The sequence below is a fragment of the Flavobacterium zhoui genome, from assembly GCF_042787235.1.
GTDB lineage: Bacteria > Bacteroidota > Bacteroidia > Flavobacteriales > Flavobacteriaceae > Flavobacterium > Flavobacterium zhoui.
Genome location: NZ_JBHZPY010000002.1, coordinates 330,452 through 347,737, shown reverse-complemented (window position 1 = coordinate 347,737; position 17,286 = coordinate 330,452). Strand labels below are relative to the sequence as shown.

The following is a 17,286-nucleotide window of genomic DNA, read 5'->3' as shown; positions in this document are numbered from 1 at the left end:
TGTTTTTTTGCTAATGATAGTTTCTGTAAATAATAAAGTCGTTTGGTTTCAATTTCGGTTTTCCCAATAGGATTTTTGCTCCTTTTGGAATTCTTACTTTCTTTGCTGAGCCAAAATTTAGTACCACGGTTATTTTATCTCCTTCATAAGATCGGGTAAACAAAATTTGATTGTCATTGTGTTCCAATTTGTCGTAGGTTCCATATTGCAACACTTTTTCGTTATTTCTTAAGGCTATCAGTTTTTTGTAACCGTTAAGAATAGAATTTTCTTTATTCATTAAATGCTGAACATTGACTTTCATATAATCCGAATTAATTTTAATCCAAGTTTTCTTGGTTGAAAATCCCGCAAAAGCATTTCCATTCCACTGCATCGGGCTTCGAGATTTGTCGCGGTTGTGTTCATTTCCTTCCACAAGAGCCTTTTCAGGACTTTTACCTTTGACCAAAGCCAATTGATAATGAGTTCTTCCTTGAATATCGACCATTTCATTCAAATTGTTGGAGATAATGTTATGCATCCCGATTTCTTCGCCATAATAAACAAAAGGAACTCCTTTGGCGGTAAGCATCAAAGCCGCTAATGCCAAGGCTCTATCTGGGTTACCATCGGCTAATCGGTCAATTATTCGCGGCATGTCATGGCTTCCAAAAAATAACGTTGGATAATTACTCATATTTTTTTCCATACTTTGCAACTCGTCAAAAATGCGCTGTGAAGAAAATGTTTTAATACTTCCAAAGTTGAAATTGAAAACCACATCCAACAAATCCTGTGATTGGTATTGCTTTAAAACCTCAATTTTGTCGCTTCCTATTTCGCCAACAATGAAGCGATCATCATATTCGTTTACGGTCGATTTTATTATTCGCATAGCATCTTTTACACCTGCCTGATCAATGTCATTAATATGTTCTTGTTGACCTTCTCTTATAGGGTTGTCAGCTGTAATTCCGTTAGTGGTTAAAAAATTAATCACATCCAATCGAAATCCATCGACGCCGCTATCCAACCAAAAACGAAGCAATTTTTGAACCTCAGCAACTACTTTTGGATTGGACCAGTTGAGATCTGCCATTTTTTTATCAAACTTATGATAGTAGTATTGATTGGTCAACGTGTCTTTTTCCCAAGCCGTACCCCCAAAAAAAGATTCCCAATTGTTGGGTTTATCCTTCCAGATGTAATAATCCCGATACGGATTATTAATAGATTTTTGGGATTCCTGAAACCATTTACATTCCGTAGAAGTATGATTCAGTACCATATCCATAATTACTTTGATTCCTCTTTTATGAGCTTCCTTTAAGAAAATGTCAAAATCGGATTTGCTGCCATAAGTGGGATCTACCTCATAATAATTAGCAATATCATAACCATTATCTACTTTTGGGGAAGTCAGAAAAGGAGTCAGCCAAATCCCTTTTACACCTAAGCCTTTCAAATAATCCAACTTATGGGTCATTCCTTTAAAATCACCATATCCATCTCCATTATTGTCGGCATAACTAGGCATGTAGATTTGATAAAACACTGATTCTTTCCACCATTTTTGGGAGTTCTTAGCGTCTTGTGCTTCCATAGAACTACTATTAAAAATAAAAAAAGAAAATAGAGTAATAATTCCTATATTACATTTCATAAGCAAATCCTTTTATCTTTTCTGTTGAAAGTTATAATCTACCACAACACCATTCACCAGCATTTTTGAACCTTCATACGTTATTTTGCCTCCTGAAGGAACACAAACTAGTACCGCTGCACTCTCTGGTGCAATCTTTATTTTAGCCGAAGAAGAAACGTTATGGGCTACAAAACGTCCAGAAACTGTATTATATAAATCGACTTTTTTTCCTTGCTCTGTTTGTATTGAAACATTTTTCTTAGTCGTATAAGGATTGTAATATAAAAAAGAAGGATAGGCTTTATCACTATAAAAATCCGTAACCAGTAAATTGAGTTGCAGAATCCCGGCAACATTCGTTTCGCGGATAATACTCCCGAAGATCCCCACGTGTCCACTCCCATAAACACTAAATTGAGACTCCTTTGGATTTTGACCAGGTACCCAAAGCGGTCCGTCCCCTTGTGCTACAGGTCCTTTTAAATTTTCATATTCCTTATAGCTGGATTGTTTGATAATACCTTCATATCCAATGACTCCTTTACTTACCTCAGCCAGTTCAGGAATTGTTTCATGCTCATTAGGCATGTATTGCGGATAAAAAAAACGGGATGCATTTGCGGCATTCAACATCCATTTTCCAATAGCCGTAGCATAGGATTGATTGTAGCGAACCATTGGAACCATTGGCCAAGCCATATCATAGGTATTCATTAAAAAACCATAACCGCCATGATCCACTGTACTGCCAACAGTTCCTGAAATATCAAAACCATTCCAATTGCCTACCAATACGCCCCAACCTTCACGACAAATAGCAGTTCCGTCGAAGGTCCAACCCAGCATTTTATTCGTGTCGTATTGCTCTACTCCTGCTTCAGCATTTAGTCTTGCCGCTAAATATGCACCAAAAGGCATTAATAACTCATACGTCGGGTTTATAGGTTGAGATTGTAACGCAGATAAGGCACTTTTGGCTCCTTTTAAATATCGTGGATCACCAAACTTTTTATACGCTGCATACAAAACCCAAGCATGACCCGCAGCGGCATCTGGTTGTGCACAAATATTATTTTTCATGGGTTTCATTTTACCATAATCAAAATAGGAATAATCATAATTCCCATTCAAAATGGAATCGGCTTTGAAGAATTTTTCGGCAATGCTTTTGGCGATGACCTCAAAGCCAGGTTCATTAGGATATTTATCGTAAACGGCATAAAACAAGAGATTCGGATACACGTCATACCACCAGTCGCGGCCATAGCCGCCGCCCAATAAAGCAACTTCAGGACAGGTATTATTCATCATAATATCCCAACCAGTTTCCGAATTGAAATAATTTTTTAGCATACCAACATAGTTCTTATTTTGTTGCTTAGTTTTGTCAATTCCAACCAAACTCGCTCCTAATGTGGCACCCATAGTAGCAAGCGCTTCATGAAACATCCCTTTATTATTGGTTCCTTGTCTTACATCAGCAACTGCGGTATATAAACCAACAACATCCTGAGGAAAATTCTTTTTACTGCTATCTATCCATACCATAGGCCAATATTTACCTTTGGCATTGAAATCATACACCGTACTATCAAAACGGACCGCTAGTTTTTTATAGTCGATGATTTGAAATGGTTCCGGCAAGTTTGGCATTTGATCTACACGAGCTATCTTTTGTTGTTTTACTTGCGCTACTGCATTGCTTCCGGAAAAGATTAAAAACAGCGCGGCAAAAGTGATTTTGAAAATAGTATTCATTTCTTAATTTGATTTATGTTTAAACTAATTTGGTAGCTACATCTTCTAGGACTTTCATATCGATTTCTACGTCTTCCTCAGTAGAAAGTTTGTTGCCTTCTTTGATGATTTTTTTACTAATGTAAATGGAACACAATTGCAATGTAGCAATAATCCCAACGGCATAACGCAAAGCAAAATCTTCGGATACACTATAATATAAAACTAGAAATGTTCCTGCACCGAAAAGTCTTCCGATATACAAACCCGCTTCATGATTCAATATATAGGTAAATTCACCTCTTTTTTCAATGTGGGAAACAATATCAATCACTCTCAACTGAATAGGAAAATAAGCTAAATCCATTAATGGTTTCGCAATCAACAATAATAACAAAAATATAATTACTCCTGTTTGATTGTACAAAAATCCATTTAGACAAGCACCAAGGGCAAAAAGAATAAGCCCTACAGAAAATATCTTAATTCTGTCTGACGGCTTAGAAAAACGACCGATCAGATAAATGATGATGGCCGCTAATACCGCGCCAATCGATTGTGCATTTCCTAATGCACCTTCTTCTCCTAATAATTTAAAAATAAGCATTGCCGGTGCGGTAACCAAAAATCCTTGCGCCAAACCTTTGAAAGCAGCCAAAGAAAGTAATTTATACCACAACGGATGAAATTTGAAAAATACATATTGCTTTTGAACGGGGTTTTCAAATTTCCCCCTGAAACAGACTACAGAAGCTAAAATAGTGATAACAAAGACAATTCCTGTGATAATAATGTAAGCATCATGTTTCTCTGCATCTCCCGTTTTTGATTGGATAAACCAACCTATCGTTGCAGGTATAATGATGGCAATAATAGTATAAATAAAAGTCTCCAGTCCATAGTAATAATTACGGTTTTTGTCATTTGTAATAGCTAACGCAAGGTAATCTCTATTAGACCAGTATAAACCAAATGACATCCCCATTATAATTCCCGCTATTCCAATTCCGGTTAAATCTAATATCTCGAACGACATCATGACAATCATTGCTACACCACTTAGCATCATTCCGGCAGAATATAGCTTTCGAATGTTGAAATGCTTCAACAGAAAACCATTTAATATGAAAGTAAGTGGTATTCCAGTATAAATGGCCAACTGATAAATTACTACTTTAGAAGTATCATTTGAGTTTCTCATAATATAAGCAGCTACGAAAATATCAATGACCGGCAACACTAGAGCATAAACCAAATTGGTAAAAATCAGAATGCGAAAATTTCGCGTCTGACTCTGAAAATGGTCAATTTCATTTTTAATTTTTTTAAACATGGTCAAATTTTAAAAGTGAATAAATATCTTTTATTGAAAACTTCGCACCACAAACAAATTCATCTGAAGCGCCATAATAAATTGTAATTGTATCCCCATCAGGTTCTACGATGTGTCCATTAGTAAACACTACATTGCCGAAGAAACCGCTCAATTCATAGTCTGCCGTAGGAACCATGATAGGTTCTTGTGTTCTTGCAATTACTTTTGTAGGGTCTTCTAAATCCATTAAAAAAGCGCCTAAACAATATTGATGACTTTCATTGGCACCATGGTAAATTTCTAACCAGCCATTTTCAGTTTTAATAGGAGCCGCACCAGCACCTACTCTTTTGCTATCCCAAAGCCCTTTTCTGGTTTTGATAATACATTTGTGATTTCCCCAATGAATCGCATCTGGAGAGGAAGCAATCCAAATATAATTTCCTCCTATTTCAACACTGCTCGGGCGATGCAAGGCATAATACATCCCATTTACTTTCTCTTCAAAAATGGCACAATCCTTATTATGAGGTGGCATAATCATTCCGTGTTTTTCGAAATTTTTCCAATCAGTAGTCGTACGTAAACCAACACCTACCCCATTATCCGACACGGAAGTGAAGCTCAAATAATATTTACCGTCAATCAAAGCTACCCTGCTGTCTTCGATACCAAAAGTTTCCAACATTCCTTCCCCTATAAGTAATGGATAATCTGCTGGTTCGTGAAAATTAATCCCATCTTCACTGCACAACAATCTTAAATGTGAAAGTGTAGTTAAATAATCTACTCCTTTGTAGTTAATAATTCTGGCGTCACTGGCATCTAATTCCGAATCATCTTTAGCGATTTCAATAATTTCAGTAGTTCCTTTATCGGTTAATACCGGAAAAGAAATCACGCCTTCTTTTTGTTCTGGTCTTTCAGCAACTCTTACCAATAACCACGTTTTTCCATTATATTGAAAGACACCCGGATTCAGCAAACAGGTAACTTGCAGCCCTTCTGTGCTTGCAGGCAAATCTTTCGGTGATAATAATGGGTTTTGTTCAAATCGTTTTGCAATGTCTTTCATGCTATTCTATTTTTTAGTTTTTTAGTTTTATTTTTTGTAAGTCTGCGTTCATTTAAACATATACAACAAATAGCCAATTTTTATTGGACTTAAAAGTTGCTGCAGATCTATGAAAATTTGTTAAATTCGTAAGTATACGTTGTGCAGTTAGATTTTACTTTTGATTATTTGAAACCAATTCAAAATAGAGAAGCAGCAATTTTTTTTAAATGTAACTGCTACTTCTCAAGGGATATTAATCAAACCAAACCAATTAATTAACCATTAATACCCAGCATTTTGAGTCAAAGTTCCCGCAGATGCATCAATTTCTGATTGAGGGATTGGATACAACATATGCTTATCTTGGAAATTTTTTCCATGTGCTGTCATAACTGCTTTTGCAATTCCCCATCTTTTTAAATCAAGCATTCTTTGATTTTCAAAACCAAGTTCTGCTCTTCTTTCAGAAATCAACCACCCTTTTACAGTCGCTTTATCGCTTGAAGCGGGTCTGTCTATTAAAGTTCCAACTGGAGCAGTTCCGCCTGTGGCTGTTACCGTAGTTCTAGCTCTGCCTCTTATTTGGTTGATAATCGCAATCGCTCCAGCATAATCACCTGTTTCATTTAATGCTTCTGCTTTCCAAAGTAAGGCATCAGCATAACGCATATAAACTTTATTTGTAGGCGCATCATCATTTCCTTTATTGGCTCCATCTAAACTACCCAACATTTTATTTACATTACGTTTGGCTATATCTACAGTAAGTAATTTTCTAGGGTCATTTGCTTCAAATGAATTTAAGAAATCAGTACTTGGGGCAAAGAATCCCCAATCCAATGGTGCGCATATTCCGTTTCCTTTTCTAGGATTTGTATTCGATTGGTGATCATAAGAAAAAATAACCTCATTATCAGTAAATTCTTTAGACGTACTGAAATTATCGAAATAATTCGCATTTAAACTATATCCTAACGGAGCTAATTCATTGACGAAAGTGATTACTTCAGGCCATTTTTGAGTATACAATGCTGCTTTTGCCTGTAGTGCTATCACTGCACCTTTAGAAACTCTCCATTTTTCAGTTGTGGAAGAATATTTGGAATTTGGCAACAATGCTTTTGCCAATACTAAATCTGATTTTATTTTGTCCCAAACCAAGTTTTTATCAGCTCTTACAGCAACTTCAAATGCTTCTTGATATGTTTTAACTGGAGCTAAAATTAAAGGCACATCTCCAAAATTAGTCACCAAAGAAAAATAATAGTATGATCTCAAGAAATAAGCTTCTCCCAATAATTGATTTTTTCTCGCAGATGTTATCCCTGTAATAGATTCTATGTCAGACTTTGTCAATAACTCAATGGCAATATTCAGTCTTTTTATCCCTTCATAATCATATTTCCAAAGGCCATTTGGCCCACCATTTGTTGATGTAAATGAGAAATTGTTTATTTCATCCATCCAAGTTTGATCACCGTCTGGATTCCATTTTTTTTCCATGTCATCAGAAGCAATGTCTTGTAAGATATAGTCATTTTGAAATACAAGACCTCCACCCCAATCCCATTGAGCCAAAATGTTCAATCTATTGGAGAGCAATTGATAAGAAGAATTTACAGAATTTTCTACACTATTCAATGTTGGAGCACTATTAGCCTGTTCCAATGTTGTTAATCCAATTGGGGCTTGTGTAAGTTCATCTTGACAACTTACCAATAATGTCAAGCCCATTAGGATACCCGTTTTAAATAAGTTTTTCATAATTTATATTTTTTAATTTTTTATTTAAAGTTTAACTTTTACTCCAAAAATGAACGACTTAGACTGAGGATAAGTTCCTTTGTCAATCAATGAAGTAGATTCTGGGTCTAAGCCTGTGTAATCCGTTATTGTAAATAAATTTTGACCTGATGCATACAAACGCAGGTCATTTATACCAAGAATCGTTTTATTAAAAGTATATCCTATTTCTATATTTTTCAATCTTAAGTAAGAAGCATCCTCCACAAAAACGCTTGACACATTACCTCCACCGTTATTATTAAAAGTAACTCTAGGTGTTGTGTTACTTGTTCCTTCACCATGCCAGCTGTCTAAAACAGATACCATAGAGTTGAATGGGCGGCTATCATAATTAAGGATTTGTTTTAAATCATTGTAACGATCTACTCCTTCAACTCCTTGCAATAAGAAAGAGAAATCAAAGTTTTTGAATTCGCTGTTAAAAGAAAGTCCGTATGTTATTTTTGGAATTGGATTACCAATAAAAGTTCTGTCATCAGCATTAATCTGACCATCATTGTTTAAATCTTTAAACTTGATATCACCCGGTTGAGAGCCATTTGCATTTGCAAATAAATGACTGCTTACTTCTGTAGCATTTTGATAAATTCCATCAAATTGATATCCATAATACGAACTGATTGGTTGGCCAACTTCTGTTTTTGTATGTGTATAATCATCCGTGATATTTTTTACAAATTCCTGAAGTTTATTCACACGATTAGTCAAGGTTGCAATGTTTCCATTTATACCATATTTAAACGCATGATCGTTGTTTTGAAGATTAACACCAAACTCAAATCCTTTGTTGCTCACTTCACCAGCATTTACATAGGTTCTGTTTATCACTCCTACAGAAACAGCAGGCAGACCTACAGTCAATAAAATATCATCTGTTTTTTTTGTAAAGTAATCAGCGGTAAAAGATAATTTGTTATTTAATACACCGAAATCTAATCCAAAGTTGGTTTGCGTAGTGGTTTCCCATTTTATGTCTGGATTACCATAACGAACTACATTTACAACGCCTCCAGATGAGGAAACAAGTGTTTCGTATGCATTATTAGGAATTTCCTGATTTCCGGCTTGACCCCAACTTGCTCTGAATTTCAAATTGGACATCCAGTCAATATCTTTCATAAAATCTTCTTTTGAAACTACCCATCCACCTGAAACTGAAGGGAAATATCCCCATTTATTATTAGGTCCAAAACGAGAAGAAGCATCTGCTCTCATTGTAGCTGTAGCAAAATATTTATTGGCATAACCATAAGTTCCTGAAGCAAAGTAGGATAATAAACTCCAGTTATTTGCTGATCCGGAACTGTAAGCATTATTTGTACTACCATAATCCAAGTATCTGAAAGCATCAGTTGTATTGTCAAAATTTTGTCTGCTTCCGCCTATTGCAGATTCTTTACTGTTTATATTTTCCATACCAAGCAATAAATTGATGCTGTGCAGATCATTAATAGTTTTCACATAATTCAGTGTATTACTGAAAGTAAAAGTCATGTCTTGACCTCTGTTTTCATCTAAATTATTAGGTCTGTTATTTCTTCCTAAACCATAATACTGATTTGAGCTATCGTTAATATTAGCATCCCCAAAATTTTCTGCAAAATTTTTGTTATGACCAAATTTGATATCCACACCTAAATTACTTTTGAATTTTAAAGATTTGTCTGCCAAAAACGCCAATTCTCCATATAAATTTCCAAAAGTTTGAAATGTATTTCTTTTGTCATCTGTAAAGTGAACTATTGCAATTGGATTTGAAGTGTATTCATAATTTTGACTCCAACCGTTATTAGGACCGGCATAAAAAGGCAAATCGGTGTAAGGATTTCTAGTAGAATAAGTTGGGTCATTCACATCTTTGTAAACTCCCAAAACTGGTGGGCGAATCAATGCATGACGAATAATTCCAGGAACATCACCACTTGAAGATAATTTGTCTTGTTTTGCATAACTAATTTGAAGATTAGATCCAACCTTAAAACGATCCGAAACATCTGCACTGATATTCGATCTAAAATTAAAACGCTGATATTGGTCATTGTCTTCTACCACAATACCATCTATACCATAATAGCCCCCAGAAATTAAATATTGAATATTTTCAGAAGCTCCACTCGCTGAAACTTGAACATTTCTAGATATTCCTGTAGTAAATAATTCATCTTGCCAATTTGTATCTGCTAAATCTGTTCTGGTTCTTCTGTCAAAAGCATAAGGACTCTCAGCAGATGCGGCATTTCCAGCAGTATTGTGCCAAGCTTGATCTTTTACGGTTAAGTACTGATCCGTATTTAACATTTTAGGAAGATTCGTAGCGAAATGTAAACCTGTATAATATTCCGCATCAAAACTCGTCATTCCTTTTAAACCGCTTTTGGTAGTAATTAAAACAACTCCACCAGCTGCTCTCGAACCATAAATAGCTCCAGCTGCAGCATCTTTTAACACAGTCATCGTTTTCACATCAGATTGGTTAAGGAAAGAAATATCGCGGGTAGGAACTCCGTCAATTACATACAAAACCTCATTGTTTCCAAGTGTACCTTCTCCTCTAATACGTAATTTTATACCATCACCTGGCGCTCCGGTATTTGCAGCTACAAATACACCTGCAACTTGACCTTGTAAGGCTTGAGCTACATCAGCAACTCTAGTTTTTGATAAATTGTCCATGTCAACAGTTGTAACTGCTCCAGTTATAGACGCTTTCTTTTGACTGGTATACCCTACAACAACTACTTCATCTAATTTTAGTGAATCATTAGTTAATATTGCATTGATAATACTGTTTCCTTTAACTGGAATTTCCTTGGTCAAATAACCAATATAACTAAAGATTAAAACCGCATTAGAATCTACTTTATTAATGGTATAATTTCCATCAAAATCAGTTGTGGTACTTATAGATGTTCCTTTGACAGAAACATTTACTTGTGGTAACGGACCGCTATTATCCGAGACATTTCCCTTAACAGATTGAGCATTAATAATGCCCCCAGCTAATATTACAAACAATAATATTAAATTATTAATGACATTTTTTTTCATCATTGGGAAGTGTTAAATTGATTAATAAATTGAGTTATTTTTTTCATGTTAATAAAAATTAGGTTAATTAAATGCGTTATTGGTTTTTTTTTCTGATTTAAATCAGTTCATAAAAGTAATTGGAGGGCACAAAAAAAGGTGTACACTATTTCGTCAAAAGTGTACACCTGAAGTAAAGATGCTGATTTTTAGAATTTTAAAAAATACCTAATCTTTAGATTTGAATTTAAGCTGGTAATTTTTTGGAGTGGTATTATACACTTTTTTAAACTCGCGATAAAAGTACGAACGGTTATTGAAACCGGATTGATAACAGATCTCAGAGACTGTCAAAACATTCTTACGCAAAAGCTCTGCGGCATGTTTTAATCGTATTGTCCGAATTAAATCTCCTGGAGTAAAACCAAAAATCTGCTTAATTTTTCGATACAATTGTGAATTACTGATGCCTAATTCTTTTTCAATAAATAAGCTTTGAAGATTTTCATTATCAATATTATTGCGAATAAGTTCAATTACCCTTTTTATAAAATCTTTTTCCTCATTATCTATGGGAAGCGTAGATAAGTTTTCGGCAAGAGTATCTTGTGTAAAGTGCCTTAATATCAGTTCTTTTTCTTCCAGTAATTTTTGTATCCTTATTAATAAATGATCGGGATAAAAAGGTTTCGGTATATAGGAATTAGCACCGCTTTCCAAACCTTCGATTCTATGTAATACCGAGTCTTTTGCGGTAAGCATAATAAACGGAATATGGCATGTTTTAATGTCCGTTTTTATTTTTTCACAAAGCTCAACTCCATCCATTATTGGCATCATTACATCGCTGATGATAATATCAGGAATTTTATTTTCAAGGGTTTTTAAAGCTTCTAAGCCATTATAGGTTGCAATAATTTTGTATTTTTCCCCCAATAAGTCATTCAAAAAAAGATGAATTTCTTTCTCATCTTCGACAATTAAAACTGTTTTTCGATTATCTTCCAGCTCTTCAAGTGATGAAATCTTATTGGGTGTATCATCTGTCTTGCTCGGAATTTCTTCCAAGATATTTTTAAGGTAATGCGATATTAAAACTGGACTGATTTCAACGTCCAATTCCTTCTCGCTAAATGCCTCTTTGCCGCAAGGCACCAAAATGGTGAAAGTTGTTTCTTCATTTGGTATGCTAGAAACCAGAATTTCTCCTCTCAATACGGTAACCAATTTTTTAATATAAGCCAGTCCAATACCGGTTCTAAACATATCATTATCAATCCCTTTGTTGGTATCAGATAGAAAAAAACGATCAAACAAAGAATCTAATTTCTCTTTTGGAATCCCTTTACCTGTATTTACGATTGTGATGTTTAATCTTTTTAAATCCTGATCCTCAATGTGAAATTTAAGATCAATTTTTCCATTTACGGGAGTGTATTTAAAAGCATTTGACATCAGATTAAAGACTATTTTTTCAATTTTATCTTTGTCAAACCATCCAGGCAATGTGGAAGGAATATCAAGATTATAATCGATATTTTTATCTAATGCCCATTCGTCAAACAATTCGGCTATTTGTTCAACCAAATTAACCAGATCAAATTCCCTCGCAGTGATTTCTAAATAATCATATTCCGCTTTCCTGAATTCCAATAATTGCTGCGTTAGAAATAATAACCTTGAGGAATTTCGTTGAATCATCTGTATGAACTTTTGATTTCTATCGCTAAGGTTTGCAGTTTCAGATAATTTTTGAACAGGTCCAACAATCAAAGTCAAAGGAGTTTGAAATTCATGGGCAATATTGGTAAAGAATGTAAGTCGGTTTTCGTGAAGTTCTTCTTCCCTTTTTCTAAAAACAATATTTTGACGCAATGATTGACGCTTGTTGTAGTAACTCAATACAAATAAAATAAAAAGTACAAAAAGTACTAAATAAATCAGGATTGCAACAGTTGACTGCCAAAACACAGGCTTAATTCGGATATCAATAGCATGAACCGGTTTACTCCAAACTCCATCGCTATTGGTCCATTTTATCCACAAGGAATAATTCCCCTGAGGAACGTTTGTATAAGAAATAATTCTTCGATTATTAATTGTATTCCAATCCTTATCAAAATTCTTCAACTGATAGGAGTACTGGCATTTTTCACTGTTGATATAAGTCAAAGCCGCTAATTCAATGTCAAAAAAGTTTTGATTATAATTTAAAACAATAGACGGATTCGTTTTTGAATTGGGAGCGATTACCAATCCCTGATAATAGGGAATAGCCTGATTTTGTCCACTGATTTTATCAATAAGAATATCTGGAATAGCGGAAGATTCCTTTATATTTTGGGGCAAAAAATAATTAAATCCTTTTATTCCTCCCATAAAAATAAAATCCGATTTCAGATCTTGGTAAAAAGCACCATCCGCAAATTCATTATTTTGAAGGCCTTCATTTTTTGTGAAATTACTGAATTTGGATTTGGCAAGGTTGAAATTGGACAACCCAAAATTTGTACTGATCCAGAGATTGGATTTTTTATCCGAAACTATTCCATGTATTGTATTATTGGGTAATCCGTCTTTAACTGTAAAACTTCTAAATACGGCGCTTCCATCACTTTTTAAATTTTCTAATAAATTCAAACCAAAACTCGTTCCAATCCAAAGTCTGTTATTAGCATCATTTTGCAGACACAAAATGTCATTATTGGATAAGCTGTGAGGATCATTCTTTATATTTTTAAAAGTGTGAAATTGCCCCGATTTCTTGTCAAAAAGATTTAATCCTCCCAAGCGAGTTCCAATCCAAAGCTGATTTTCATTTTTCGGAATTATTGAAAAAATAATATTGCTACTTAAAGATTTCCCTTCATTATTACCTGCAAGGTATTTCTTGAATTCAGTAACTTTCAATTTTTCTCCTGAACGCCTTATTTTGCAACGAATCATCCCATAACCATTAGTTCCAAGCCAGATAAATCCTTTTTTATCCTGAGAAATGGTATAGGTTGACTTAAAATAATCACATTTTTTATTCCCTTCAATTTCTGCCCAATTGATGAGTTTTGATTTTTTTAGATCAAAAACAGTGATACCATCTCCATCAGTTCCTATAAAAACCAGATTATCCTGTCCTTTGCTTAAAGCAAATACGGCGTTATTAATGGAGCTATTACTTTCATTGAAATTTTCGGGAGTTAAAGATTTTTCAGGGTTTAAATAAAAATTAGAAGGAAAACGGAATAATCCTTTTCCCTTTGTCCCAACCCAAAAAGAATTGCCTCCCACTTCCAAAAATGTCCGAACAATACCACCATCCAGTTCTGGAATTTGCGCTTTTGAAATTAGATTGAATGACCTTTTAAGTGGATACATTTTAAATAGTCCATCACCATCAGTTCCTGTCCAAAGAACATTTTCAGTTCCTTGAATTAGCGTTGTTATCTTTTGATTATTTAGGTATTTCAACCATGGCTTGGTGGTAATTCTTCCAGCGTTGTCTATAATGAAATATCCCGACTTGCCCGAAAGCACAAGTCCTTCTGGAGTATGTCCTATGATATTTTTAATATGTTGTTCAGGAAGTACCTGCTTTTTTTTATCAGGCAAAGAATATAAAGTAGCTTCCCCTACCGTTGAGACACCACAGATTTTCTGATTTGATACTATCCCAAACGTTCTAATATTCTGCGAAATTAATCCCACTTTTGAAATTATTTTTTTACCACTATTCGAAGTTTTAAGCGACAAAGCGTAAAGTTCATTGTTTTCAAATAAGACAAGCAATTCACCTGTTGGTGAGAATTCCATTTTTTTAACCGCTTTTGTCGTAAGATTTTTAACCTTTAATAATTGAAAAGCAGTTCCATCAAAGTAGCCAATTCCCCAGTCTTTTACAGCACAAAATACTTTTTTTGAAGCATCAAGCGCCATGTTAAATTCAGATTCTGATAATGGAGGCTTATTTTCTCTCGAAAAGAAGTACCTCTGAAAGGTATCTGTTTTTTTATCATATCGATTAATTCCATGTATGGTTAAAATCCAAATCTGACCACTACTGTCTTCGTCTATTTTTAGAATTACTTGATTGCTCAGGCTATTTTCATTATCCAATTCAGGTCTGAAGATTTTAAAATTATTCCCATCATATCGATTTAAACCATCCCATGTACCTATCCAAAGTAAATTTTCGGAATCCTGAAAAATAGCATTAACGGAACTATTGGATAATCCTTTAGTATTATCTAATTGTTCCAAAGAATATTTTAAATCTAAAGTTTTGGAAGAATCTAAAAGCGGTTTACGTTTATCGTCATTGCTTCCTTGTCTGGCTGTTTCTTGAAAAAGTGGCGTCTGTTCATTATATGAAGGAGTAGTTTTTTCCTTATTATTACAAGAAATAAATCCCATAAAAATAAAGCCAATAAATAATATTTTAATTTTCAAATTGGATTTTCTTGTGATTATTTTTATTTTTTCTGAAATAATACCGCATTGTAGATACCATGATATCTAATATTTTCGTTTTCTCTTTTAAGCTAAATACAAAAATTTCGATTATTTTTAATGCGCCAAAATTTCTATAAGAAAGATTGTTTTTTTTTAAACAAATTGAAGTATTTATTAATTTCTCAAATATACAAAAAAGTCTTCAATAGAATATGATTGGTGAATAAGTGACAGGTGTAATAATTCAATAATGCTAAATAAAAACTGTTTCGAATAATTTTAATTTAAAATAAACAATGAATTCAAAAAATAATTAAAAAATTTTCGTCTAAATAGATACCTTAGTGAACGAGTTAAACAACATTTCCGCTGTAAACAACGTTCCCGTTCCAAACATCACAGGCAATCCTTTAGATTGATTATGAAACAAATTTTAGTCAATTAAACCATATAAAAAAGACTCCACCATTCCATATGTCACTTTCTCACACAAATGGCAATACTGACCTAAATGTCGGTTGGCAATCAAAATAAATGCTCAATTTCAGTTATATGCTTTTACATATAAATTTAATTTAACCAACTAAACTATATGCTTTTACATATAATTAACTACATTTGTTTAAAATCGTTGCAAAAGCATATAATTATGACATCGCCAACAATAAAGTTGCAATCATTAAAGTGGTGATTACATATCACGATAAAAACAATAAGTTTCCGCCTATGAAAACAATAGCAGATTTTGTAAAAGAGAAAAGAAATGAGGTAAACCTCACACAGGAAGACTTTGCGGAGCGTGCTGGGGTGGCTCTTACTGTGATCCGAAAAATAGAACAAGGAAAGGAAAACCTGAATCTCGAAAAAGTGAATCAGGTACTCAAAATGTTCGGACATACCTTAGCTCCGGTAAATACAAGAGAATTATCCAAAAGTGAAGATTAGAATCTATGAGAAAAGCAGCGATCTACTATAAAGAGTTTCTGGCAGGAATACTCACAGAAACGGATGATGGGGATTATACGTTACAATACGAAGAAAAGTATATAGCGGAACATCCGAAAGAAAGCATCACTTTGACCATGCCGGTACGAACAAAAACATATACGGAGAAACGGTTATTTCCATTTTTTGAAGGTCTGATTCCCGAGGGATGGTTACTGGATATCGCAGCCAAAAACTGGAAAATAAATCCAAACGATCGCATGGGACTCCTTTTGGCTTGTTGCCAAAATTGTATCGGAGCAGTCAGTGTTCAACCAATACCAAATGAAGATGCCTAAGAAATGTTTATATTGTTACCAATCACTAGACGATAAAATCGTTGGTGATTTTCATGAGCACTGCAGCCTAGAATTTTTCGGTACCAAACAACCGCCGGCATTCGAGCATTCGCTAAAGCAAATGGTAGAATTAGCCAAAAATGTGGTGGAGCGAAGCGTGGCAGTACCCGGAGTGCAACCCAAATTATCCTTATCTATTGTCAACGATACGATACAGGACGGAAACAAAGGACGGCTTACAGTTGTCGGTGCTTTGGGCGGCAATTATATTTTCAAACCACCATCCGAGCAATTCCCTGAAACGCCTGAAAATGAGCATGTAACAATGCGTATCGCAGAAGCTTTCGGCATCAATACCGTGAAGTCTAGTTTAATAAGACTGCAGTCAGGAGAACTATCCTACATCACCAAACGCATTGACAGAACGGAAACCGGAGAAAAGATTCACATGCTTGACATGTTCCAAATCACAGAAGCTTTTGACAAGTATAAAAGCTCGATGGAAAAAATAGGCAAAGCCCTGGATGAATTTTCAGATAATACCTTGCTGGATAAAGTCTACTTTCTGGAACTGGGCATTTTCAGTTTCCTGACTGGCAATAATGATATGCACCTGAAAAACTTTTCGATGATACATTCTGGGGAAACCTGGACATTGGCACCAGCCTACGATTTATTAAATGTGGCCATAGTAAATCCAGACGACATCGAAGAACTGGCCCTGACATTGGAAGGGAAAAAGAAAAAGCTAAAATGGGAACATTTCAAAAGACTAGGTGTAAACCTTGGTTTGAATGAAAAACAAATAAAAGGAATTGCGAAACGGTTCCAAAAAAATAAACCCATAGCCATCCAGTGGATTAATAATTCATTCCTCTCGGATGCGTTCAAAGAAAAATACAAAGTACTATTAGAAGAAAGATACCATAGATTATTTGATATCGATTAAGCAAACGCTTTTTTTCATAAATTTAGGCTTCCTAAAGTT

10 protein-coding genes are annotated in these 17,286 nt (G+C 34.5%); 3 read left to right on the top strand and 7 right to left on the bottom strand.

Annotated features, from left to right (window positions below):
* Positions 1-10 precede the first annotated feature (10 nt).
* From ACFX5F_RS04545 to ACFX5F_RS04515, 7 genes are all read right to left on the bottom strand, one after another.
* Positions 11-1,645, bottom strand: coding sequence for an alpha-amylase family glycosyl hydrolase (locus ACFX5F_RS04545; protein WP_379850327.1), 1,635 nt, complete (start codon positions 1,643-1,645; stop codon positions 11-13).
* 12 nt (positions 1,646-1,657) lie between these two features.
* Positions 1,658-3,385 (bottom strand): glycoside hydrolase family protein, encoded by a 1,728-nt coding sequence (locus tag ACFX5F_RS04540; RefSeq protein WP_379850325.1) that lies wholly within the window; start codon positions 3,383-3,385, stop codon positions 1,658-1,660.
* A 19-nt stretch (positions 3,386-3,404) separates the two neighbouring features.
* Positions 3,405-4,697, bottom strand: coding sequence for an MFS transporter (locus ACFX5F_RS04535; RefSeq protein ID WP_379850323.1), 1,293 nt, complete (start codon positions 4,695-4,697; stop codon positions 3,405-3,407).
* Positions 4,690-5,754, bottom strand: coding sequence for a glycoside hydrolase family 130 protein (locus tag ACFX5F_RS04530; protein ID WP_379850321.1), 1,065 nt, complete (start codon positions 5,752-5,754; stop codon positions 4,690-4,692). The genes ACFX5F_RS04535 and ACFX5F_RS04530 overlap by 8 nt, the downstream gene beginning before the upstream one ends.
* Before the next feature lie 264 nt (positions 5,755-6,018).
* Complete coding sequence (locus ACFX5F_RS04525) at positions 6,019-7,500, bottom strand: RagB/SusD family nutrient uptake outer membrane protein (protein ID WP_379850319.1); 1,482 nt, start codon at positions 7,498-7,500, stop codon at positions 6,019-6,021.
* Positions 7,501-7,524: 24 nt separating this feature from the next.
* Entirely contained in the window at positions 7,525-10,593 is a 3,069-nt protein-coding gene (locus ACFX5F_RS04520; protein WP_379850317.1) for a SusC/RagA family TonB-linked outer membrane protein, read from the bottom strand.
* A 204-nt stretch (positions 10,594-10,797) separates the two neighbouring features.
* Positions 10,798-15,012 carry a two-component regulator propeller domain-containing protein gene (locus ACFX5F_RS04515; protein WP_379850315.1) on the bottom strand — a complete coding sequence of 1,405 codons (4,215 nt, stop codon included), beginning with the start codon at positions 15,010-15,012 and terminating at the stop codon, positions 10,798-10,800.
* Positions 15,013-15,741: 729 nt separating this feature from the next.
* Between ACFX5F_RS04515 and ACFX5F_RS04510 the strand changes: the two genes are divergently transcribed.
* Genes ACFX5F_RS04510 through ACFX5F_RS04500 form a run of 3 tightly spaced genes read left to right on the top strand, consistent with a single transcriptional unit; the run spans position 15,742 to position 17,247 of the window.
* Positions 15,742-15,960 (top strand): type II toxin-antitoxin system Y4mF family antitoxin, encoded by a 219-nt coding sequence (locus ACFX5F_RS04510; RefSeq protein WP_379850411.1) that lies wholly within the window; start codon positions 15,742-15,744, stop codon positions 15,958-15,960.
* A 5-nt stretch (positions 15,961-15,965) separates the two neighbouring features.
* The gene (locus ACFX5F_RS04505; RefSeq protein ID WP_379850313.1) at positions 15,966-16,298 is read left to right on the top strand and encodes a HipA N-terminal domain-containing protein; all 333 of its coding nucleotides are present in this window, start codon (positions 15,966-15,968) and stop codon (positions 16,296-16,298) included.
* Entirely contained in the window at positions 16,285-17,247 is a 963-nt protein-coding gene (locus ACFX5F_RS04500; protein ID WP_417398491.1) for a HipA domain-containing protein, read from the top strand. The genes ACFX5F_RS04505 and ACFX5F_RS04500 overlap by 14 nt, the downstream gene beginning before the upstream one ends.
* Positions 17,248-17,286 lie beyond the last annotated feature (39 nt).